Annotated in this window: 16 protein-coding genes; 8 read left to right on the forward strand and 8 right to left on the reverse strand. The window is 67.2% G+C overall.

Annotation, left to right across the window (positions count from 1 at the left end; translation table 11 throughout):
• Positions 1–44: 44 nt before the first annotated feature.
• On the reverse strand, positions 45–686 hold the full coding sequence (locus OH799_RS35345) for a DUF402 domain-containing protein (protein WP_406273599.1): 642 nt from the start codon (positions 684–686) through the stop codon (positions 45–47).
• A 352-nt stretch (positions 687–1,038) separates the two neighbouring features.
• On the opposite strand from OH799_RS35345, the gene uvrB reads away from it, so the two are divergent.
• Positions 1,039–3,231 carry an excinuclease ABC subunit UvrB gene (uvrB, locus tag OH799_RS35350; RefSeq protein WP_406273602.1) on the forward strand — a complete coding sequence of 731 codons (2,193 nt, stop codon included), beginning with the start codon at positions 1,039–1,041 and terminating at the stop codon, positions 3,229–3,231.
• A gap of 65 nt (positions 3,232–3,296) precedes the next feature.
• Here uvrB and OH799_RS35355 read toward each other — a convergent pair whose 3' ends face one another.
• A complete protein-coding gene (locus tag OH799_RS35355; RefSeq protein WP_406273605.1) occupies positions 3,297–3,767 on the reverse strand; it encodes a VOC family protein in 471 nt (156 codons plus the stop codon).
• 52 nt (positions 3,768–3,819) lie between these two features.
• Between OH799_RS35355 and OH799_RS35360 the strand changes: the two genes are divergently transcribed.
• The 3 genes from OH799_RS35360 to OH799_RS35370 all read left to right on the forward strand — a co-directional run bounded on the left by OH799_RS35360 (position 3,820) and on the right by OH799_RS35370 (position 6,122).
• The gene (locus tag OH799_RS35360) at positions 3,820–4,722 is read left to right on the forward strand and encodes a DUF6597 domain-containing transcriptional factor (RefSeq protein WP_406273608.1); all 903 of its coding nucleotides are present in this window, start codon (positions 3,820–3,822) and stop codon (positions 4,720–4,722) included.
• 104 nt (positions 4,723–4,826) lie between these two features.
• Entirely contained in the window at positions 4,827–5,240 is a 414-nt protein-coding gene (locus OH799_RS35365) for a DoxX family protein (RefSeq protein WP_406273611.1), read from the forward strand.
• Between the two features lie 429 nt (positions 5,241–5,669).
• Positions 5,670–6,122 carry a universal stress protein gene (locus tag OH799_RS35370; protein WP_406273614.1) on the forward strand — a complete coding sequence of 151 codons (453 nt, stop codon included), beginning with the start codon at positions 5,670–5,672 and terminating at the stop codon, positions 6,120–6,122.
• A 78-nt stretch (positions 6,123–6,200) separates the two neighbouring features.
• Here OH799_RS35370 and OH799_RS35375 read toward each other — a convergent pair whose 3' ends face one another.
• Positions 6,201–8,477, reverse strand: coding sequence for a HelD family protein (locus tag OH799_RS35375; RefSeq protein ID WP_406282908.1), 2,277 nt, complete (start codon positions 8,475–8,477; stop codon positions 6,201–6,203).
• 225 nt (positions 8,478–8,702) lie between these two features.
• On the reverse strand, positions 8,703–10,031 hold the full coding sequence (locus tag OH799_RS35380) for a diguanylate cyclase domain-containing protein (protein WP_406273617.1): 1,329 nt from the start codon (positions 10,029–10,031) through the stop codon (positions 8,703–8,705).
• Positions 10,032–10,308: 277 nt separating this feature from the next.
• Here OH799_RS35380 and OH799_RS35385 point away from each other — a divergent pair, with 277 nt between their 5' ends.
• Positions 10,309–11,451, forward strand: coding sequence for a beta-ketoacyl synthase N-terminal-like domain-containing protein (locus OH799_RS35385; protein WP_406273620.1), 1,143 nt, complete (start codon positions 10,309–10,311; stop codon positions 11,449–11,451).
• 318 nt (positions 11,452–11,769) lie between these two features.
• Positions 11,770–14,751: an excinuclease ABC subunit UvrA gene (uvrA, locus tag OH799_RS35390; RefSeq protein WP_406273623.1), complete on the forward strand. Its 2,982-nt coding sequence runs from the start codon at positions 11,770–11,772 to the stop codon at positions 14,749–14,751.
• A gap of 128 nt (positions 14,752–14,879) precedes the next feature.
• On the opposite strand, the gene OH799_RS35395 is transcribed toward uvrA, so the two are convergent.
• From OH799_RS35395 to OH799_RS35410, 4 genes are all read right to left on the reverse strand, one after another.
• Complete coding sequence (locus tag OH799_RS35395) at positions 14,880–16,400, reverse strand: FAD-dependent monooxygenase (protein ID WP_406273626.1); 1,521 nt, start codon at positions 16,398–16,400, stop codon at positions 14,880–14,882.
• 50 nt (positions 16,401–16,450) lie between these two features.
• The gene (locus OH799_RS35400; protein WP_406273629.1) at positions 16,451–17,065 is read right to left on the reverse strand and encodes a TetR/AcrR family transcriptional regulator; all 615 of its coding nucleotides are present in this window, start codon (positions 17,063–17,065) and stop codon (positions 16,451–16,453) included.
• Positions 17,066–17,151: 86 nt separating this feature from the next.
• Complete coding sequence (locus OH799_RS35405; protein WP_406273632.1) at positions 17,152–17,493, reverse strand: DUF1844 domain-containing protein; 342 nt, start codon at positions 17,491–17,493, stop codon at positions 17,152–17,154.
• Between the two features lie 5 nt (positions 17,494–17,498).
• Positions 17,499–18,026 (reverse strand): DinB family protein, encoded by a 528-nt coding sequence (locus tag OH799_RS35410; RefSeq protein WP_406273635.1) that lies wholly within the window; start codon positions 18,024–18,026, stop codon positions 17,499–17,501.
• Between the two features lie 338 nt (positions 18,027–18,364).
• Here OH799_RS35410 and infC point away from each other — a divergent pair, with 338 nt between their 5' ends.
• Together infC and rpmI are read left to right on the forward strand one after the other, a co-directional pair.
• Positions 18,365–19,033, forward strand: a complete 669-nt coding sequence (infC, locus tag OH799_RS35415) for a translation initiation factor IF-3 (RefSeq protein ID WP_357268798.1) — start codon at positions 18,365–18,367, stop codon at positions 19,031–19,033.
• Between the two features lie 58 nt (positions 19,034–19,091).
• Positions 19,092–19,286 carry a 50S ribosomal protein L35 gene (gene rpmI / locus OH799_RS35420; RefSeq protein WP_327114804.1) on the forward strand — a complete coding sequence of 65 codons (195 nt, stop codon included), beginning with the start codon at positions 19,092–19,094 and terminating at the stop codon, positions 19,284–19,286.
• The last annotated feature ends 88 nt before the right edge of the window (positions 19,287–19,374 follow it).

A 19,374-nucleotide genomic window follows, 5' to 3' on the forward strand; every position in this document is an offset into this window, starting at 1 on the left:
CCGTCGTGACGACTCCGTCGAGTCGAGCGGCGGTGACCGCCGGGTTACAACCAGGTGAGTGTGATGCCGTGGGTGGCGAGCCAGTCCTCGACGCAGTGGTCGTGCGCGGCCAGCCCGTCGAGCGCGGCCGTGGCGCGCGCGACTGCCCGGTGCGCCTGTGCCGTGTCGACCAGGCCGGCCGCGTGCGCGGCGAGCAACTCGCCGACGCCGAGAAGTTCGGCAGTGCGGCCGCGGCGCACCACGATGTCCAAGTAGTGGTCCACCGCCTTCCACCGCTTCGGACCCAGCTGGGTGAACTCGCCGATGTCGAGGCGATAATCCGGGTTCCTGTGGTGTGCCGGGTTGCGCCGCGTGACCGTCGCGCGTAGCGAAAGCCCTGGCAGCAACCAGGATTCGAGATAGTGCGAGCTCGGTCCGTCGACCGCGCGCGCCATGTACAGGCCCCACGGCTCGACATGGAAGCGCTCGACCGGCCGGACGAAGCCCTTGGCGTCGGTGTTGGTGAGGTGGTCGAGGTTGAAGAACTCGATCCTCGGCCGGTGCGGGGCCGGGGTGGCCGGGCCGGGTGGTGTGATCGCGGTGGCACCCGTCGTGGAGGGAACCGCCGCGCGGAGATCTCTTGCGACAAACCCGGCGAGGCCGGTGACGGCCGGCACGGCGACGAGCAATGGAATCAGACCAGTCATAGCTCTTGTCCTTCACCACATCCGAATAACCAATTCAGGCTACACCGGAGACAGGGTCGCCGCGCGGTTCCTGACGTGTTCCCGAATGTGAAATATGTTGCCGCAACGGACATTTCGGGCAGGTGACGGTTTGCTCCGATAATACCCGCCCGGACTGTGAGAACGCTGTGCGCGCCCCCCCCGAACCACATGCTGCCGATCGGATTCCGGTCCGGCACCCGGCACCCGGTGGTCGCCGTCCTCGGCCTCGCCGCGGCATCCGTATCGAGCGGTGCGGCGGGCGTGACCCGTCGCACCGGCCGTCGTCGCACGGCCGCGAAGTCTGTCGGTGGCTGGGCCTAGGCTGATGAGCATGGCATTCGCAACCGAGATTCCGGCGGAGGGCTACGAGGGCAGGGCCGCGGGCGAGCCGCCGCTGGCGCACTCGGAGTTCCGTCCCGTCGGCGAGATCGAGCGCGTCGACGGCCGGTTCCAGGTGGTCAGCGAGCACCAGCCGGCCGGTGACCAGCCTGCCGCGATCGAGGAGCTGGAGCGCAGGATCAGGTCGGGCGAGCGTGACGTGGTGCTGCTCGGCGCCACCGGGACCGGCAAGTCGGCAACGACCGCATGGCTGATCGAGCGGCTGCAGCGACCCGCGCTGGTAATGGCGCCGAACAAGACCCTCGCGGCCCAGCTGGCCAACGAGCTGCGCGAGATGCTGCCCAACAACGCCGTCGAATACTTCGTCTCGTATTACGACTACTACCAGCCCGAGGCGTACATCGCGCAGACCGACACCTACATCGAGAAGGACAGCTCGATCAACGACGACGTCGAGCGCCTGCGCCACTCGGCAACGTCCAGCCTGCTGTCCCGGCGCGACGTTGTGGTGGTCGCCTCCGTGTCGTGCATCTACGGCCTCGGCACACCGCAGTCGTATCTGGACCGTTCGGTGCAGCTGGAGGTGGGCACCGAGGTGGATCGCGACGCGCTGCTGCGGCTGCTGGTCGACGTGCAGTACACGCGCAACGACATGGCGTTCACCCGCGGCTCGTTCCGCGTTCGCGGCGACACCGTGGAGATCATCCCTTCCTATGAGGAACTCGCGGTCCGCATCGAGTTCTTCGGCGACGAGATCGATGCGCTGTACTACCTGCACCCGCTCACCGGCGACGTGGTCCGCCGAGTCGACATGCTGCGCATCTTCCCGGCCACCCACTATGTGGCGGGTCCGGACCGGATGGAGCGCGCGGTGCACGACATCGAGGCCGAGCTGGCGGAGCGGCTCGCTGAGCTGGAGCGCCAGGGCAAACTGCTCGAGGCGCAGCGGCTGCGCATGCGCACCCAGTACGACTTGGAGATGATCCGGCAAGTCGGGTTCTGCTCCGGCATCGAGAACTACTCGCGCCACATCGATGGGCGCCCGCCCGGCTCGGCTCCCGCGACGCTCCTGGACTACTTCCCCGAGGATTTCCTGCTCGTCATCGACGAGTCGCACAACACCGTCCCGCAGATCGGCGGCATGTACGAGGGCGACATGTCCCGTAAGCGCAACCTGGTGGAGTACGGTTTCCGGCTGCCGTCCGCGGTGGACAACCGGCCGCTCACCTGGGAGGAGTTCGCCGACCGGATCGGGCAGGCGGTGTATCTTTCGGCCACCCCCGGTCCGTACGAGTTGGGGCAGACCGGTGGCGAAGTGGTCGAGCAGGTCATCCGGCCGACGGGCCTGGTCGACCCCAAAGTCGTGGTGAAGCCGACCAAGGGCCAGATCGACGACCTGATCCACGAGATCAGGGGGCGCACCGAGCGCGACGAGCGGGTGCTGGTCACCACGCTGACCAAGAAGATGTCCGAGGACCTCACCGACTATCTGCTCGGACTCGGCATCCGGGTGCGGTACCTGCACTCCGAGATCGACACCCTGCGTCGCGTCGAGTTGCTGCGGCAGCTGCGGCTCGGCGAGTACGACGTGCTGGTGGGCATCAACCTGCTCCGCGAGGGTCTCGACCTGCCCGAGGTGTCGCTGGTGGCGATCCTCGACGCGGACAAGGAAGGCTTCCTGCGCAGCACCACCGCGCTGATCCAGACGATCGGCCGCGCGGCGCGCAATGTCTCCGGCGAAGTGCACATGTACGCCGACAAGGTCACCGCTTCGATGCAGTTCGCCATCGATGAGACCGAACGCCGCCGCGCCAAGCAGATCGCCTACAACGAGGAAATGGGCATCGACCCGAAACCGTTGCGTAAGAAGATCGCCGACATCCTCGACCAGGTGTACCGAGAAGCAGACGAGACCGAGGTGGAGGTCGGCGGTTCCGGTCGTAATGCCAGCCGCGGTCGCCGTGCCCAGGGCGAGCCGGGCCGGGCGGTGAGCGCCGGGGTGTACGAGGGCCGCGACATCAAGTCGATGCCGCGCGCCGAACTCGCCGACCTGGTCAAGGAACTGACCGCACAGATGATGAACGCGGCCAGGGAGTTACAGTTCGAGCTCGCCGGCCGGTTGCGCGACGAGATCGCGGACCTGAAGAAGGAACTGCGCGGCATGGATGCCGCCGGGTTGAGTTGAGCTGTGCCGCAAGGGCTCTGCCTCCGCGGACCGGGCGCCGTGCGGTCGCGGAGGCGGCACGGGCGTCAGGCCTGGGCGGCCATCCACTCGTTCACTCGGCGCTCGGCCTCCTCGCGCGAGACCTCCTCTACCCTGGTGAGCACTGCCCAGCGGTGGCCGAACGGATCGATGATCACGCCGTAGCGGTCGCCGGTGACGAAGGTCTGCGGCTCTTCGACACGACGGGCGCCGTGTTCGACGGCGCGCCGCACGACCGCGTCGACATCAGGGCAGTAGTGCACGATCGAGGTGTGCACCCACTCGCCGTTCGGGGCGAGCACGCCGTTGTCCGGGATGGGCATGCCCATCTGCAGGGTCGAGTCACCCAACTTCAACTCCGCGTGCGCGGGCTGACCGTCAGGCAGATCGTTGCGGCTGAGCACCTCGGCTCCGAAGACGGCGGTGTAGAAATCAATGGCCTTGTTGCCGTCGCCGACCGCGAGGAAGCAGGTGATCGAGTGGTAGCCGTCGGCAATGGGGTTCACTGTGTTCGTCATGGCACCAACCCTTGTCGCTCGCGGTCCGCGGGTCTTGTAAGAAAGCGACACCATGCCCGGCCGCGCTGAATCGCCCGGCACCGAGCCAGGGCGGGCCCGTAATCCGGCCCTCCCCGCCGACACCAAGGGCATCCTGCACCCGGACGAACAGGCCAAGCACCGATCTCTGGCCCGGTTGGTCCCCGGTCCGGCAATGGATCGCTACGTCGAGTGGTACTGGTCAGTGCGCTGGGATCTGCGCGGCAGACCGCCGTATCGCGCCGAGGTGCTGTCGTATCCGAGCGTCAATATCACCTTCGAACGATCCGACGCACGCAGCGGCGGATTCGTGAACGGCGTAAGCACCGGCAAATACGTCCGCGAGCTCAGTGGGCTCGGTGAAACATTCGGTATTCGCTTCCGGGCGGGCGGTTTCGGCGCGTTCACCGGACTCGATGTCGGTTCGTTTCGCGACAGCTCCGTCGGCCTCACCGACATCATGCCCGAGGCGGCGGGATTGGCCGAGCGTGTGCTCGACGTGCCCACCGACGGGCAACGCCGCGCCGTCGTCGAGGAGTTCCTCGCGGGCAGGCCGTCGGTCGACGACTCGACCTACCGGCTGGTGCTGCGCATCGTCGACGCGATGGCCAACGATCTGGAGCTGACCAGGGTCGATCAGATCACGGACCGCTTCGGTGTGCCCACGCGCACCCTGCAGCGCATGTTCCGCCGTTACGTCGGTGCCGGCCCGAAATGGGTACTGCGCCGCTATCGGTTGCAGGACGGGGCCGATCTGCTCGCCAAGGGCCGCACCGAAGACCTGGCCGCACTGGCCGCCGACCTGGGATACTTCGACCAGGCGCACTTCTCGCGTGAGTTCACCGCGGAGGTCGGAATGACTCCACTGGAATACGCCAAGAATTCGCTACGTTCACGTAACGAGGTAACGTCAAAGGTCACGCCGATCAGAAATTAGTTGCTGTCTGGATCGATTGTGGGGATTCTTCCGCCCATCCAGGAAGGGTGACCAGGCACGCAGTCGAAGTTGCGCTATCAACCATCAGCCGACAAGGAGTTGACATGGATGTCGTGGTGTTGATCGGACGGGTGTTGTTCGCTTTCCTCTTCCTGGGCTCCGCGCTCGGGCACTTCACTCAGACGGAGGCGATGGCGGGGTATGCACAGGGTCGGGGGATTCCCATGCCGAAGTACGCCGTGCTGGCCTCGGGTGTGGTGTTCGCACTGGGCGGACTGAGCGTGCTTCTCGGCGTATGGGCCGATCTCGGGTCGCTGCTGCTGGTGGTTGCGCTACTGCCGACTGCCTTTCTGATGCATCCGTTCTGGAAGGAGGCCGACGCGGAAACCAAACAGGGCGAGATGGTCCAGTTCAACAAGGACGTTGCTCTGGCGGGCGCCGCCCTGATGCTGTTCGCGTTCTTCGCGCATGTCGACGATCTCGGATTGACCATCACCGGGCCTCTTTTCGACCTCTAGGCAGACCGGCCGCGCTAATAGTGCGCGTCCTATTCGCGGCAGAGAGAGGAGGCATGACATCGGAGCGATTCTCGGCATTCTCTGGGCAAACTATGGTCAGTGGCCTTAGCGGCGCGGTGGGCCGATCTACGTCTGACGGACCTGACTGTGTGACGAATATCCCATGGTGGCAAGACCGTTCATCTCGATTGTGCGAAATCACAGGTTTCGGACACCGAAATCGGTTCGGCGCTGGTTGGTTGCGCCTTTCTGACATTCGCCGGAGAACCCGTGGCAGGAATGGTTGAACACCCCGACTGTGATGTATTGCGATTTCTGATATTTCCGCACCGTTTGCCGCTATGGTCGAGCCCAATCGCCGCGCCGACGCCCCGATCTGCGGGACAGACCGGATGCAGCACCCGACCCACCGCTTAGTTGGAGGAGAGAATGACCGCCTACCGGACCATTGTCGTCGGTACCGATGGCTCGGACTCGTCGTATGTCGCCGTCGAGAAGGCCGCCACTCTGGCTGGAGTTTCCACCGCGACCTTGGTCGTGGCCTGCGCGTACTACCCGACCGACGGTCGCGATCTCGCCGCTGCCACCGATGTCCTCAAGGAGGAGGCCTACCAGGTGCGGGGTTCCGCCCCGACCAGCGAGATCCTGCGCGTCGCGCGGGACAAGGCCATCGCCGCCGGCGCGGCGGACATCATCGAGCGCGCCATTGTCGGCGAGCCGGTGGAGTCGCTCTTGGCGCTGGTCAAGGAGGTCGAGGCCGACCTGCTCGTGGTCGGCAACCGGGGGCTGAACACCCTGGCAGGTCGGCTGCTCGGCTCGGTGCCCTCCGATGTGGCGCGCAAGTCGCGCTCGGACGTGCTGATCGTGCACACCGTGCGCTGAGCCCTGCTCGAGGAAAGGCTCCGTGCTCGTCGCCTACCGCGATGGGGCACGGAGCCTTTCGTATTTCGGCGTGGGACGTCAGCGCAACCTGCCGAGCACGTCCGGGAGCTTCGCGCTGTGCACAACGCCGAGCCGCTGCGTGGCGCGGGTGAGCGCGACATAGAGGTCGTTGAGCCCGCGCGGCGATTCGTCGAGGATGCTCTGCGGCTCGACCAGGTAGACCGCGTCGAACTCCAGGCCTTTCACATCGTGCACGGTGAGCACCCGCACCGACTCGCCCGTGAGGTCGTCCAGCCGAGCCACCAGCGCGTGCGGCGCGATCACCGCTGTGGTGCCCGGCCCGGATTCGGCGGCTACCAGCCGGGCGACCTCCGCGTGCACGTCGCCTGGGGCCACTCGGTACGCGCGCGGCACGGTGCCGGTCTCGCGGACCGAGCGTGGTGCGTCTGCCGTCGGGTCGATCGCGGCGAGCACGTCCGCGGCGACGGCCATGATCTCGGCGGGTGTGCGGTAGTTGACCGTCAGCTCGGTCAGCTTCCACCGGGCGGCGACATAGGGTTCCAGCATCCGCTGCCATGACGACGTGCCCGCCGGGTCGCCGGTCTGCGCGACGTCGCCGACCACAGTGATCCACCGATTCGGGACTCGCCGCATCACCATGCGCCAGGCCATTTCCGACAGCTCCTGCGCCTCGTCCACGATGACGTGGCCGTAGGTCCAGGTGCGATCGCCCGCGGCGCGTTCCGCGGTGGTCTGGCGGGCGCGCACATCCTGTCGTTCGGCCAGCTGGCTCGCGTCGATCAGGTCGTAGGCCATCAGGATCTCGGGATCGAGTTCGTCCTCCAGGTCCTGCGGCGCGGAGCCGGTCAAGATGTCCAGCGCGTCCTGCGCCTCGGCGAGCTGAACGCGCCAGCGGCGGCGGGCGCGTTCGCGCTCCTCGGCATCGTCCACGCCGAGCAGCTCGGCCAGCTCGTCCAGCAGCGGCGCGTCGGCCGCGCTGAACGTGCCGTTGTCCGGACGCACCAGCTCGGCACGGTCTGCGGGGTCGAGCGCGGTCGCGACCCGGTTCAGCCGCTCCGGGGCGGCGAGCAGGTCGGCGAGAACCTCCTGCGGGGACAGAATCGGCCAGAGTCTGCCGATGGCGGACTGGATCTCCGGGTCGGCGCGCATCTCGTCCCTGATCTCGGTGAGGTCGGTCGAGCTGAGTAGGCTCGGCCCACCGGAAAGGTCGCCGCCCATGGTCTGCGCGAGCTGGTCGGTCAGCGCGTCGATCACCGAACTGGCGAAGACCGGTCTGGCGAGGTTGTGCGGGCGACGCGACGAACGGGCGCGGCCGCGGGCCCTGGTGACGATCTTGCGGTCCAACGTTACCGGATAGCCGTCGAAGCTCAGCCGGATCGGCTCGGCGGGTATCTCCTGGCGGTCACGCACCGCTCGCTCGAGTACCTCGATGATCGCCTGCGAGCCCTTGATCTCGCCCGCGCGCAGGGAGTCCTCCCGGGTGGCCTTCACTCCCGGGTACAAGTCGCCGATGGTGGACAGCAGCACGCCGGTCTCACCGAGGGAGGGGAGCACCTGGCCGATGTAGTCCAGGAACGTGGCGTTCGGCCCGATGATCAGCACGCCACTCTTGGCCAGCTGCTGGCGGTAGGTGTAGAGGAGGTAGGCGGCGCGGTGCAGCGCGACGGCGGTCTTACCGGTGCCCGGCCCGCCCTGCACGACGAGCACGCTCTTGTGCTCCGAGCGGATGATCGTGTCCTGCTCATGCTGGATGGTCTCCACGATGTCGTTCATGTGGCCGGTGCGGGCGGCGTTGAGCGCCGCGAGCAGCGCGCTCTCGCTGCCGACGCCGCCGTCGGAGGCGGTGACGCCCGCCCGGCGCGCGGTGTCCAGATCGAGGTACTCGTCGTTGATCGCGGTCACCGTGCGGTTGCGCGACCGGATATGCCTGCGCCGGGTCACGCCGTCCGGGGTCGCCGTGGTGGCCAGGTAGAACGGCCGGGCCAGCGGGGCGCGCCAGTCCAGTAGCAGGCTCTCGTAGTCGTCCTTCTCGTCGAGGATGCCGAGCCTGCCGATGTAGCGGTACTCCTCCTGCTGGCCGTCGAGGTCGATGCGGCCGAAACACAGACCGTGTTCCGCGGCATCGTATTTCGCGAGGTCCTCGGTGTAGAGCTGGCTGAAGGACTCCCGTTCGCTGCGGGCCTGCGGGGTGCCGCCGGTTTCCAGCAGTACGGTTCGCAACCGGTTGCGCGCGTAGTCGCGCATTTCGTCGAGCCGGTCGTACAGCACCGACAGGTAGGCCTGTTCCCGCTCGGTCTCGTGGGTTCGCTCGTGCTCGTCCTCAGGGGTCGACAACGGTGTGCTGTCGCCCGTGTCCGCGGATGGCGCACGGTCTTGTGTGAGGTCGGGCAAACTAACTCCTTGTCACCGCGATGAGCTGGGAGCACGGTGCCCGGACCGGGCACGTGAACGCTCGGAAAACAGAGTTGTCGATTCTACTGTGATCGCGGCACGCTCGCCGTAACCGCAGGTCACTCCCACGGTCATAGCGACCAACCGGATAAATGGCACCGCACCCGGTCAGGACACGTGGGTGTTGTTTTGGCCCTTGGCGACGGCGCCATCGCGGTGTCCCGGCGGCTTGGCGCGGTACATCGCCAGGTCCGCGTCGTGCAACACGGCCTCGGGGGTGCGGCGGTCGCCGATCGTCAGCGCGGTGACGCCGATCGAGGCGTTCACCTCGATTCGGTGCCCTCGCGCGACGATCGGCTCGGCCATGGTGTGGCGCAGCCGGGCGACCAGCATGTCGATGTCGACCTGGCGGGTGCGGCCGGAGAGCAGGACGAGGAACTCGTCGCCGCCGAGTCGGCCGACGATGTCGTCGCTGCGCAGCGCGCGCTGCAGCCGCTGCGCGACGATCTGCAGCACAGTGTCGCCGATGGCGTGCCCGAGGCTGTCGTTGATCGACTTGAACCCATCCAGGTCGATGAACAGCACGGTGGAGACCGGCAGCTCTTCCACGGTGGCCAGTGCGGCCGCCAGCTGGGACAGGATCAATGAGCGGTTGGCCAGACCGGTGAGCCCATCGTGCGTGGCCTGGTACTCCAATTGCCGCCTGCTGGCGCGGAACTCGGTGATATCGGCGAAGGAGGAGACCGCCGACGAGCGCGGATCTCCGGGGTTGAGCAGGCGGCTGCTGCCGGAGAGCCAGCGCCGCTGTCCGTCCACCCGGTCGACGCCGAAGACATAGCCGGTGATGGTCTCGCCGGTGGCGAGCGTGCGCGCGATGGGGTGGCGGCTCGGCGGTAGCGGCTGGGCGTTTCCGTCGAGCAGCACCAGTGGCAGCGACTGGATGGTGTGGCCGATCACTTGTTCGTCGGGCCCCTCGGTGCCGAAGATGTGTTTGGCCGCCGGATTCATCGATTCGATCCGCCCCTCCGGATCGATCACCACGACGCCTTCCTCCAGCTGGGAGACGACCGTGGTGAAGTACTGTTCGGCCCGGCGCTGCGCGTCCTCGGCGTGCCGCTGTGCGGTGAGGTCGTGGATGACAACCTGGTAGGCGAGGTGGTCCTGCCAGGCGGTCAGCACCGAAACGGTCTCGACGGGGATGCTCACACCGTCTACTCGCCGCAGCATCATCTCAGTCGGCTCGGATGCGGCGCCCGCCGTGGTCAGGGTGCTGATGCGGTCCAGCATCGCGGGGATCGAGGCGGGATCGACGAACTTGGTCAGCGGTTGGCCGATCACCTCGTCTACACTCTCGGCGGCGAGCATGCGGATGGTCGCGGGATTGACGTAGACCACCGTGCCCCGCTCATGGACACAGATCCCGTCGGGAGTGTGCTCGATCAGGGAACGGTAGCGCTCGGCTAGTTGTTCGGCGGCGTCAACCGCGGCGGCTGCCATGTCCTCACCCACTCGAACCCCCGATCGTCGACCTTATGGCCATTGGAACACGGGATTATTCTGGTATCGACGTGTACAAGATCACACCGTCGACGCAATTGCTCAGGTCACAGTTCGGGCACTTCGTACGGTTCGGGCTGGTGATCATGAGAAACCGGGTCCCACCCAGAAGTCGGGCCGACCGCTGGTCGCCTGGGGAAACCGGTGAAGGAGCGATGCTATGCCGGGTGCCAACGCCATTCGGTCCCGAAACGACAGACCGCAATATCAAGATCATATGTCCATCGCCGGGCTCGGTGCGGTGACCGGATACGGCTGGGGGCGGGAAATCTTGTGGCAAGGTTTGCTGAGCGGCAAGTCGGCGGCGTCCATACAGAGCGGCTACGGGCTGGAGCGGGACGAGGATGCCTGGGTGTCGCTCGTGCCCGACGGCGGCGATCACCACGTGAGCACCAGCCGATACGGGCGTGCCGTGCACGAGGCGGCGCGGGAGGCGATCGCGGACGCGCGAAGCCGGGGTTGGCGGCCGGGCCGCACGGTCGGGCTGTTGCACGCGATCGTGCTGGGTGACGTGGCGAACTGGCACGACTTCTACGTTGTCGATCACGGACATCGGGGCTCCCGCGATTATCTTCGGCTGCTGCCGTCTACCCCGATCTCGGTGCTATTGCAGGAGTTCGGTTTCCACGGGCCGGCGATGAACGTGTCCGCGGCGTGTAGTTCGGCCAACGTCGCGCTGATCACCGCGAAGCTCTGGCTGAACGCAGGACTGGCCGACGACGTGATCTGCGTCGCCACCGACATGTCCGCGAGCCCGGACATGGTGGAACATTTCGTCGGGCTCGGCGCGGCGGTCACCGATGCCGAACCGCTGGACGCGTGCCGGCCCTTCCAGGAGGGCAGCCGCGGGTTCAGTATCGGTGAGGCCTCGGTCGCCTTCGTCCTGACCCGCTCGGTGGACCGGCCCTACGCCGCCGTGCTGGGCGGGGCCATGACCAACGATGCCTACCACGTGGTCTCCGTCGACCCGAGCCACGAGCAGATCCTCGACTGCGCTCGTCGCGGGCTCGCCGACGCGGGGGTGAGCGCGGAGGAGGTGAGCTACTTCAACGCCCATGGCAGCGGTACCAGGCAGTGCGATGTGGCCGAAAGCCATCTGGTCGAGCACCTGTTCGCCGACCGCCCGCACATCTACGCGCTGAAACCGCTGGTGGGCCATTGCCAGGGCGCGTCGGCCGCGGTGGAGGTGGCCGCGACGGCGCTGGGTTACGACCGCGGCGTCATTCCCGCGGCACCGGTCGTCGCGTCCGCCCACCCGCGGTTGCTGGACGGTCCCGCGCCGTTCGAGGGCGGTATTACCGCGAAGCTCTCGCTGGGCATGGGCGGGAACAATTCCGTCGTGGTGCTCGGAGCGGCCTGACCATGCTGCACGCATCACCGCCTCGGTGTGACCGGGCGGCGCCTCGGCTCGGCCCGGGGTGATCGCGCGGTGGCTCGGAACAAGCGCGGCGAGCCCGTCGGAATGGCGAGCGGCGCCGAGCTGTTGACCATCGGCGCCGGGCGGGCGATCCTACGGAGGCGTCCAGCCTGTCTCCCGGCCGAGTTCGCCGTGCCCGGCGGCCCGGCTACCGCCGTTTATCGAGGTGGCGGGTGGTCCGCGAAACCTGTCGGTGCCCACGCCTAGCATGGCGGGCGGGGGTCTGTCTGGACGCTGAATACGAATGAGAAGGGACGGCTTGTGGCGGAACGCCTCACTGTGCGTGGAGCTCGGGAGCACAACCTGAAGGGGGTCGATCTGGAACTGCCCCGCGACAGCCTCATCGTGTTCACCGGTTTGTCCGGCTCCGGCAAATCGAGCCTGGCCTTCGACACGATCTTCGCGGAGGGCCAGCGGCGCTATGTCGAATCGTTGTCGGCATACGCGCGGCAGTTCCTCGGTCAGATGGACAAGCCCGACGTCGATTTCATCGAGGGCCTCTCGCCCGCGGTCTCGATCGACCAGAAGTCCACCAACCGCAACCCGCGCTCGACCGTCGGCACCATCACGGAGGTGTACGACTACCTGCGTCTGCTCTACGCGCGGGCGGGCACGCCGCACTGCCCGGTGTGTGGCGAACTGATCGCCAAGCAGACTCCGCAGCAGATCGTCGACCAGGTGCTGGCCATGGCCGAAGGCATCCGGTTCCAGGTGCTCGCACCGGTGGTCCGCACTCGCAAGGGCGAGTTCGTCGACCTTTTCGACCAGTTGAACACGCAGGGCTATTCCCGCGTCCGGGTCGACGGCGTGGTGTATCCGCTCACCGATCCGCCGAAACTGAAGAAACAGGAGAAGCACGACGTCGAGGTCGTGGTCGACCGCCTTGCGGTGAAGCCGAATTCCAAGCAGCGCCTCACCGATTCGATCGAGACCGCGCTACGGCTGGCCGACGGAATCGTGGTGCTCGACTTCGTGGACCGCGACGAGCACGCGCACGACCGGGAGCGCCGTTTCTCCGAACGTCTGGCCTGCCCGAACGGCCATCCGCTCGACATCGAGGACCTGGAACCGCGCTCGTTCTCGTTCAACTCGCCCTACGGCGCCTGCCCGGACTGCACCGGCCTCGGCATCCGCAAGGAGGTCGACCCGGACCTGGTGGTGCCTGACCCGGCACTGAGCCTGAACGAGGGCGCGATCGCCCCGTGGTCGCGCGGCCAGACCGCCGAGTACTTCACCAGGCTGCTGTCCGGCCTCGCCGAGTCGATCGGCTTCTCCATGGATACGCCATGGCAGGACCTGCCGCTGAAAGCGCGCAAGGCGGTGCTGGAGGGCAGCGCCGACCAGGTGCACGTCTCCTACACCAACCGCTACGGCCGCAAACGCTCTTACTACGCCGATTTCGAGGGCGTGATGCCGTTCCTTCAGCGGCGCATGGAGAACACCGACTCCGAGCAGATGAAGGAGCACTACGACGGGTATATGCGGGATATCCCGTGCCCGGTGTGCAACGGCGCCCGCCTCCGCCCGGAGATTCTGGCGGTCACCATCGCCGCGAACGGCGACAAAAAGTCCATCGCCGACGTCAGCGAGCTGTCCATCGGCGATTGCTCGGAATTCCTGAACTCGCTGACTCTGGGGGAGCGCGAGGCCGCCATCGCCGGGCAGGTGCTCAAGGAGGTGCAGGCGCGGCTGGGCTTCCTCCTCGACGTCGGCTTGGAGTACCTGAGTCTGTCGCGCGCGGCGGCCACGCTGTCCGGCGGTGAGGCGCAGCGGATCCGGCTTGCCACCCAGATCGGCTCCGGCCTGGTGGGCGTGCTGTATGTGCTCGACGAGCCCTCGATCGGCCTGCACCAGCGCGACAACCGGAGGCTCATCGAAACCCTCACCCGGCTGCGCGATCTCGGGAACACGCTGATCGTGGTCGAGCACGACGAGGACACCATTCGCGCCTCGGACTGGGTAGTCGACATCGGCCCGCTCGCCGGCGAGCACGGTGGCAAGGTGGTGCACAGCGGGCCTTACCAGGAGCTGCTCACCGATCCGAACTCGCTGACCGGCGCGTATCTCTCGGGCCGCGAGCGAATCGAGGTGCCGCTGGTACGCCGCCCTGTTGCGAAGAAGCGGCAGCTCACCGTGGTCGGGGCGACCGAGCACAACTTGAAGGGCATCGACGTCAGTTTTCCGCTCGGGGTGGTCACCTCGGTCACGGGCGTGTCCGGGTCGGGCAAGTCGACGCTGGTCAATGACATCCTGGCGACCGTGCTGGCGAACCGGCTCAACGGCGCGCGGCAGGTGCCGGGCAGGCACACCAGGGTGAACGGGCTCGACCACCTGGACAAGCTGGTGCAGGTGGACCAGTCGCCGATCGGCCGCACCCCACGTTCGAACCCGGCCACCTACACCGGTGTGTTCGACAAGATCCGGACCTTGTTCGCCGCCACCACCGAGGCGAAGGTGCGTGGCTACCAGCCGGGCCGGTTCTCATTCAACGTCAAGGGCGGTCGCTGCGAGGCCTGCTCCGGTGACGGCACGTTGAAGATCGAGATGAACTTCCTGCCGGACGTCTATGTTCCGTGCGAGGTTTGCCACGGCGCCCGTTACAACCGGGAAACACTCGAGGTGCACTACAAGGGCAAGACCATCGCCGAGGTGCTCGACATGTCCATCGAGGAGGCCGCCGAGTTCTTCGAGCCGGTCACCTCGATCCACCGCTACCTCAAGACGCTGGTGGACGTCGGGCTCGGCTATGTGCGCCTCGGCCAGAGCGCGCCGACCCTCTCCGGCGGCGAGGCCCAGCGCGTCAAGCTGGCCGCCGAGTTGCAGAAGCGCTCCACCGGCCGCACGGTGTACATCCTGGACGAGCCGACGACCGGTCTGCACTTCGAGGACATCCGCAAGCTGCTCGGCGTCATCAACGGCCTGGTCGACAAGGGCAACACGGTGATCGTTATCGAACACAACCTGGACGTCATCAAGACATCCGACTGGGTGGTCGATATGGGTCCCGAGGGTGGTTCCGGCGGCGGCACCATCGTTGCCCAAGGAACCCCCGAAGATATTGCGGCCGTTGCGGAAAGCTACACCGGTCAGTTTCTGCGCGACGTGCTTGCGCAGGCGTCCGCGCCGAAGGCCCCGGCGAAGAAGACGCCGGCCAAGGCCGCCGCGGCCAAGACTCGGGCAGTCGAGCCGACTGCGGCCAAGGCCACGAAGCGGGTGGCGAAGAAGGCGGCGCCGGTGGGCTGACACGCCGTTCGGAGCGGTGCGGTGCGCCGGATGCGGTGGGCGTGCCGCTTTCGTCATCAGCCGTATCAGCGGTGTGCGATGGTTTGCTGGTTGTGGGTCCCCGCGCACCTGCGGGGAACGCTCGCCCGTCAGTCCACTCTGCTCCCGAACCAGCGAGTGAGCGCGCCGTACAGCCGGTCCGCCTCCTCGGGCCCCCGCGCGACAGCGGCCACGTAGCCGTCCGGTCTGACCAGCAGCGCTTCCTCTGGTACGTCCGCGCAGGTGGAAACCACGGTGTCGACGCGGTCGCGCCAGTCTCGCGCAATGTCGGCGAAGCGGCCGCCAGTCAGGTCGAGCAGCACCGGGCGCGCCTGGCGCAGGAGCTCGGCAGCGCAACGTCCGTCCGACAGGGTGAGCTCGGGCAGGAGGAGTCCGGCGAGCGGGTGGTCGTCGCCGGTGTCGTAGCGTACGTCGGAACCGGCCATAAGGTGCGCGATGTGCCCCGCCGTCGCCGGCTGTCGCAGCAGCTCGCCGAACAGCGCCCGCAGCGCGGTGACCTCGGGGCCGGGCATCATCAGCGCGGTCTGCGACATCGACTGCAGTATCACCCGCTCGCCGACCGGATGCCGCTCACTCTGATAGGTGTCGAGCAGGTCGTCCGGCGCCCATCCGTGCACCTGGGCTGCGAGCTTCCACCCCAAATTGAACACATCCTGCAGGCCGAGATTGAGTCCAGGACCGCCCATGCCGGAGTGCACATGCGCGGAATCGCCGACCAGCAGGACGTTTCCGTCTCGGTACCGGTCGGCCTGCCGCGTGTTCTGCCCGTGGATGCGCCGCAGCGCATGGGGGCCGGGCCCCTGCGGCGGCTCGATCGGCAGGTCGACCCCGAGCACCCGGCGCAGGCTCGCTCGCAGTTCATCGAACGTCATCGGCGCGTCGCCCGGTTCGGACCCGTCGAATTCCATGGTGGCGACCAGCGGACGGCCTGGTTCGAGTTCGGCGAAGACGAATCCGCCGCGTTCGAGCCGATTGTGCCCGAAGGGAAGACGGCCGAGTCCGGGGACTTCGACGCCGCCGTCGGCGGTGCGCAGGTTGTCGGGTAGGCGCACATGCGCCATCCGGTTGATCGTCGCGGAGGTGTGGCCGGGGAAACCGATGCCGACGCTCTTGCGGATCAGGCTCTTGCCGCCGTCGGCGCCGACCAGATACCGGGTGCGCAAGTCGTAGGTCCCGTCGTGCCCTGCCACCGTGACGGTGACTCCCGCATTGTCGCGGTCGAGGCCGATCACCTCGTTGCCCCATCGGACGTTCACCCCGAGGCCGCGCACATGCCGCACCAGCAGCTGGACCAGCCGCGGCTGCGGCATCAGCAGCGCGCGCATCGGGTTGTCCGCGACCCCGGCGAACGACACCGGCATCCCACTGAACAAATACGCCGGAATCGGCGCAGGCGCGCCTGGTGCGCCACCGAATTCGTGGTAGAGCCCGCGCAGATCCAGCAGGCGGATCACCTGGCCGACCAGGCCGTTGGCCTTCGGCTCCGCGCTCGGCTCGGTGAGCCGGTCCAGGACGACCGGGCGGACACCGGCGAGCGCGAGCTCGGCGGCGAGCATGAGCCCGTTCGGTCCGGCACCGGAAATCACGACGTCGACAGGGTTTTCGGGCATGGCAAGGACACCCCTTCTGGTATCTCGGTGATGTGATCGCGCGCTGTCGGTCAGCGCTGAGGATCTGGCAGGCCTGCCGCGACTTCGGCCAGGGCCTGGCGGAGCACGGTGGTCACGGGCACCGGGGGATCGGCGTGGACGTAGGCCAGCATGGTCGCTTCACCCACGGCCGCGATCACGCCCGCCACGAGGCGCGGATAGAGATCGTGATGCGGATCGGTGCTGGTGCGTTCGGCGATTACCTCAACCCAGTCCTCGGTCGCTTCTTTGGAGATCGCGAAGCGTAGCTCGGGAATAGCGAGCAGTTTGCGGGTCTCGGTTAGCTGGGCAGCACTCGGCACCATGTCCGTGGCACCCTCGGCCTCGAGGGGTGCGAGCAGCGCGGCGGAGACGGCCGTCCACAACGGCTCGCCGGCGGGCCGCTCGCGCAGGAGGGCGAGGCTGCGCCGAATGCGCTCGGTCTGGCGATAGGCGATCGCGTCGTACTTGCCGGTGAAGTAATTGGTGAACGTCCGTACCGAGACGCCCGCCCGCGCCGCGATGTCCTCCCGGGTGACGTGCTCGAGTCCGCGTTCGAAGGCCAGTTGCAGCGCCGCGTCGCTCAATGCCCGACGGGTGTCGAGCTTCTTGCGCTCGCGTAGGCCGAGCGCGTGTTCATCGGACATGGCACCAGACTACGGCAAATCTTGCCCAGTGGGCAAAATTTGCCGAAGGGAAAGTTTCGTGACACTCGCCGTTGACAGCTGCGAGGTCAGTAGACCGGGCCGGTGTACTTCTCGCCAGGTCCTTTGCCCGGCTCGTCCGGGTGTGCGGAGGACTCCTTGAAGGCGCGCTGCAGCGATTGCAGCCCTTCGCGGATCGGCCCGGCGTGCGGACCGAGATACTCCACCGAGGCCGTGACCAGCCCGGCCAGTGCGGTGATCACCCGCCGCGCCTCGTCCAGGTCGCGGCGCGGGCTGGTGGTCGGATCCTCGTCGGCGAGCCCGAGCTTCTCCGCCGCCGAGCTCATCAGCATCACGGCGGCGCGGCTGATCACCTCGACCGCGGGGATGTCGGCCAGTTCGCGCACGGAGGTGTCGAGCTCTTCAGTCATGCCTTTCAGGCTAGCGACGCCGTACGCAGCATTCGGAGGTGGCCGATCTCCGCGACGTTTTTCATCAGCTCCGCGTTCACCCAGCCCGCCAGGTGTGCGATGGTCAGCCCGGCGTCGGCGGGCCACGGGTAGGCGGACGGGAGGTCCAGATCGGCTTCGGTGAGCCTGTCGAGCACGCGCACCCACTCCTCGCGTAGATCGCGCAGGCAGGCGATGGTGGCGGCGCCGTCGCCGGGCCAGTGCACGTCCGCCCGCGCCGGTGGGGTGCGCTTCTCGGCGTGGTCGATGGCCGTGCCCCACCACCAGCCGATGTGCCACGTGAGCCAGCCGATGGTCGGGACCGGCATGGGGTCGGGTTCGGTATCGGCCCAGTCCGGCCGCCATATGCCTTCGGGATCCGGTCGTACCGTCCAGACCAGGTCGGTCGGCTCCCAGAGGAAGTCTTCCTGCATGAGCGTGTCGAGGTGGATCGTGGCGAGCGACCAGGTCAGGTCGAATTGCCATCGCAGCAGGTCACGGCGTGGTGTGGACATCGGGGGAGCGTGGCACGCGCCGGGTGGTCTGGCAAGCGGTTTTCGCCCCGATTCGGCGATAGCCGAACAGAATGTTAAACTTTCCGCTGACGACCGCCCCGGGCCTGCCCGGGGCCTGATAAGTGGAGCCCGACTCCCACCGTTGCCGACGAGCGATCGTACAGGTCAAACGGTCCGGTCATCCGTCCGTATTGGGCGGGTTTCTTGTGCCGGGGTTCTCGCGGGAGAACTACCGTACAAGGGTCGATCCGCGTGTTTTCGCGGTCGGCGATCGGTCGACACCGGGCCCCGTGCGGAATACCGCACCGGGGCCTTTGTGTTGAAGAGGGGTTGCAGTTATTGCGTGCGGTCGTCCGACGACACCGCTTGACCTAGGAGGCCCCATCAGCACTGAGACCCGCATCAACGATCGCATCCGCGTTCCCGAAGTCCGGCTCATCGGACCTGGCGGCGAGCAGGTTGGGATCGTGCGTGTTGAAGATGCACTACGCGTCGCCCTCGAAGCCGACCTCGACTTGGTCGAGGTGGCCCCGGATGCCCGTCCGCCGGTCTGCAAGATCATGGATTACGGCAAGTTCAAGTACGAGACGGCGCAGAAGGCGCGTGAGTCTCGGAAGAACCAGCAGCAGACCGTGATCAAGGAGCAGAAGCTCCGCCCGAAGATCGACGACCACGACTACGAGACGAAGAAGCGGAATGTGGTCCGCTTCCTCGAGGCGGGGTCGAAGGTCAAGGTGACGATCATGTTCCGGGGTCGCGAGCAGTCCCGGCCCGAGCTCGGGTTCCGGCTGCTGCAGCGGCTGGCCTCCGACGTTGCCGAGCTGGGTTTCGTAGAGACCTCGGCCAAGCAGGACGGTCGCAACATGACCATGGTCCTCGCCCCCCACAAGGGTGCGAAGACGCGCGTGAAGGCGCAGCAGGAGTCGGCCCCGCGCCCGGCGCCCAGCGCCGCACCAGCCGGTGAACCGGCCGCGGAGCAGGCCGAGACGGCAGCACCTCCGCAGTAACACCGATCAGGACACCGGCGGTCCGCGAGGACCGCCGGAACGACAGATAGAGGAATCCATGCCGAAGATGAAGAGCCACAGCGGCGCCTCGAAGCGATTCAAGGTGTCCGGTAAAGGCAAGCTGCTTCGCCAGCAGGCGAACCGTCGCCACCTGTTCGAGCACAAGCCCACCCGCCGGACTCGTCGTCTGGACGGCACGGAGGTCGTCGCGGCTGCCGACGTCCGTCGCGTGAAGAAGCTGCTCGCTATCTGATTGCGCCACCGCGCAGGCTAGCTACCAGCACACCGCGACCGGAGATTCTCCGGCGCCACCCCGACCAATTTCGGGCGCTGCCCGCGCC

The sequence above is a fragment of the Nocardia sp. NBC_00881 genome (assembly GCF_045207455.1).
In the GTDB taxonomy this organism is placed as follows: Bacteria; Actinomycetota; Actinomycetes; order Mycobacteriales; family Mycobacteriaceae; genus Nocardia.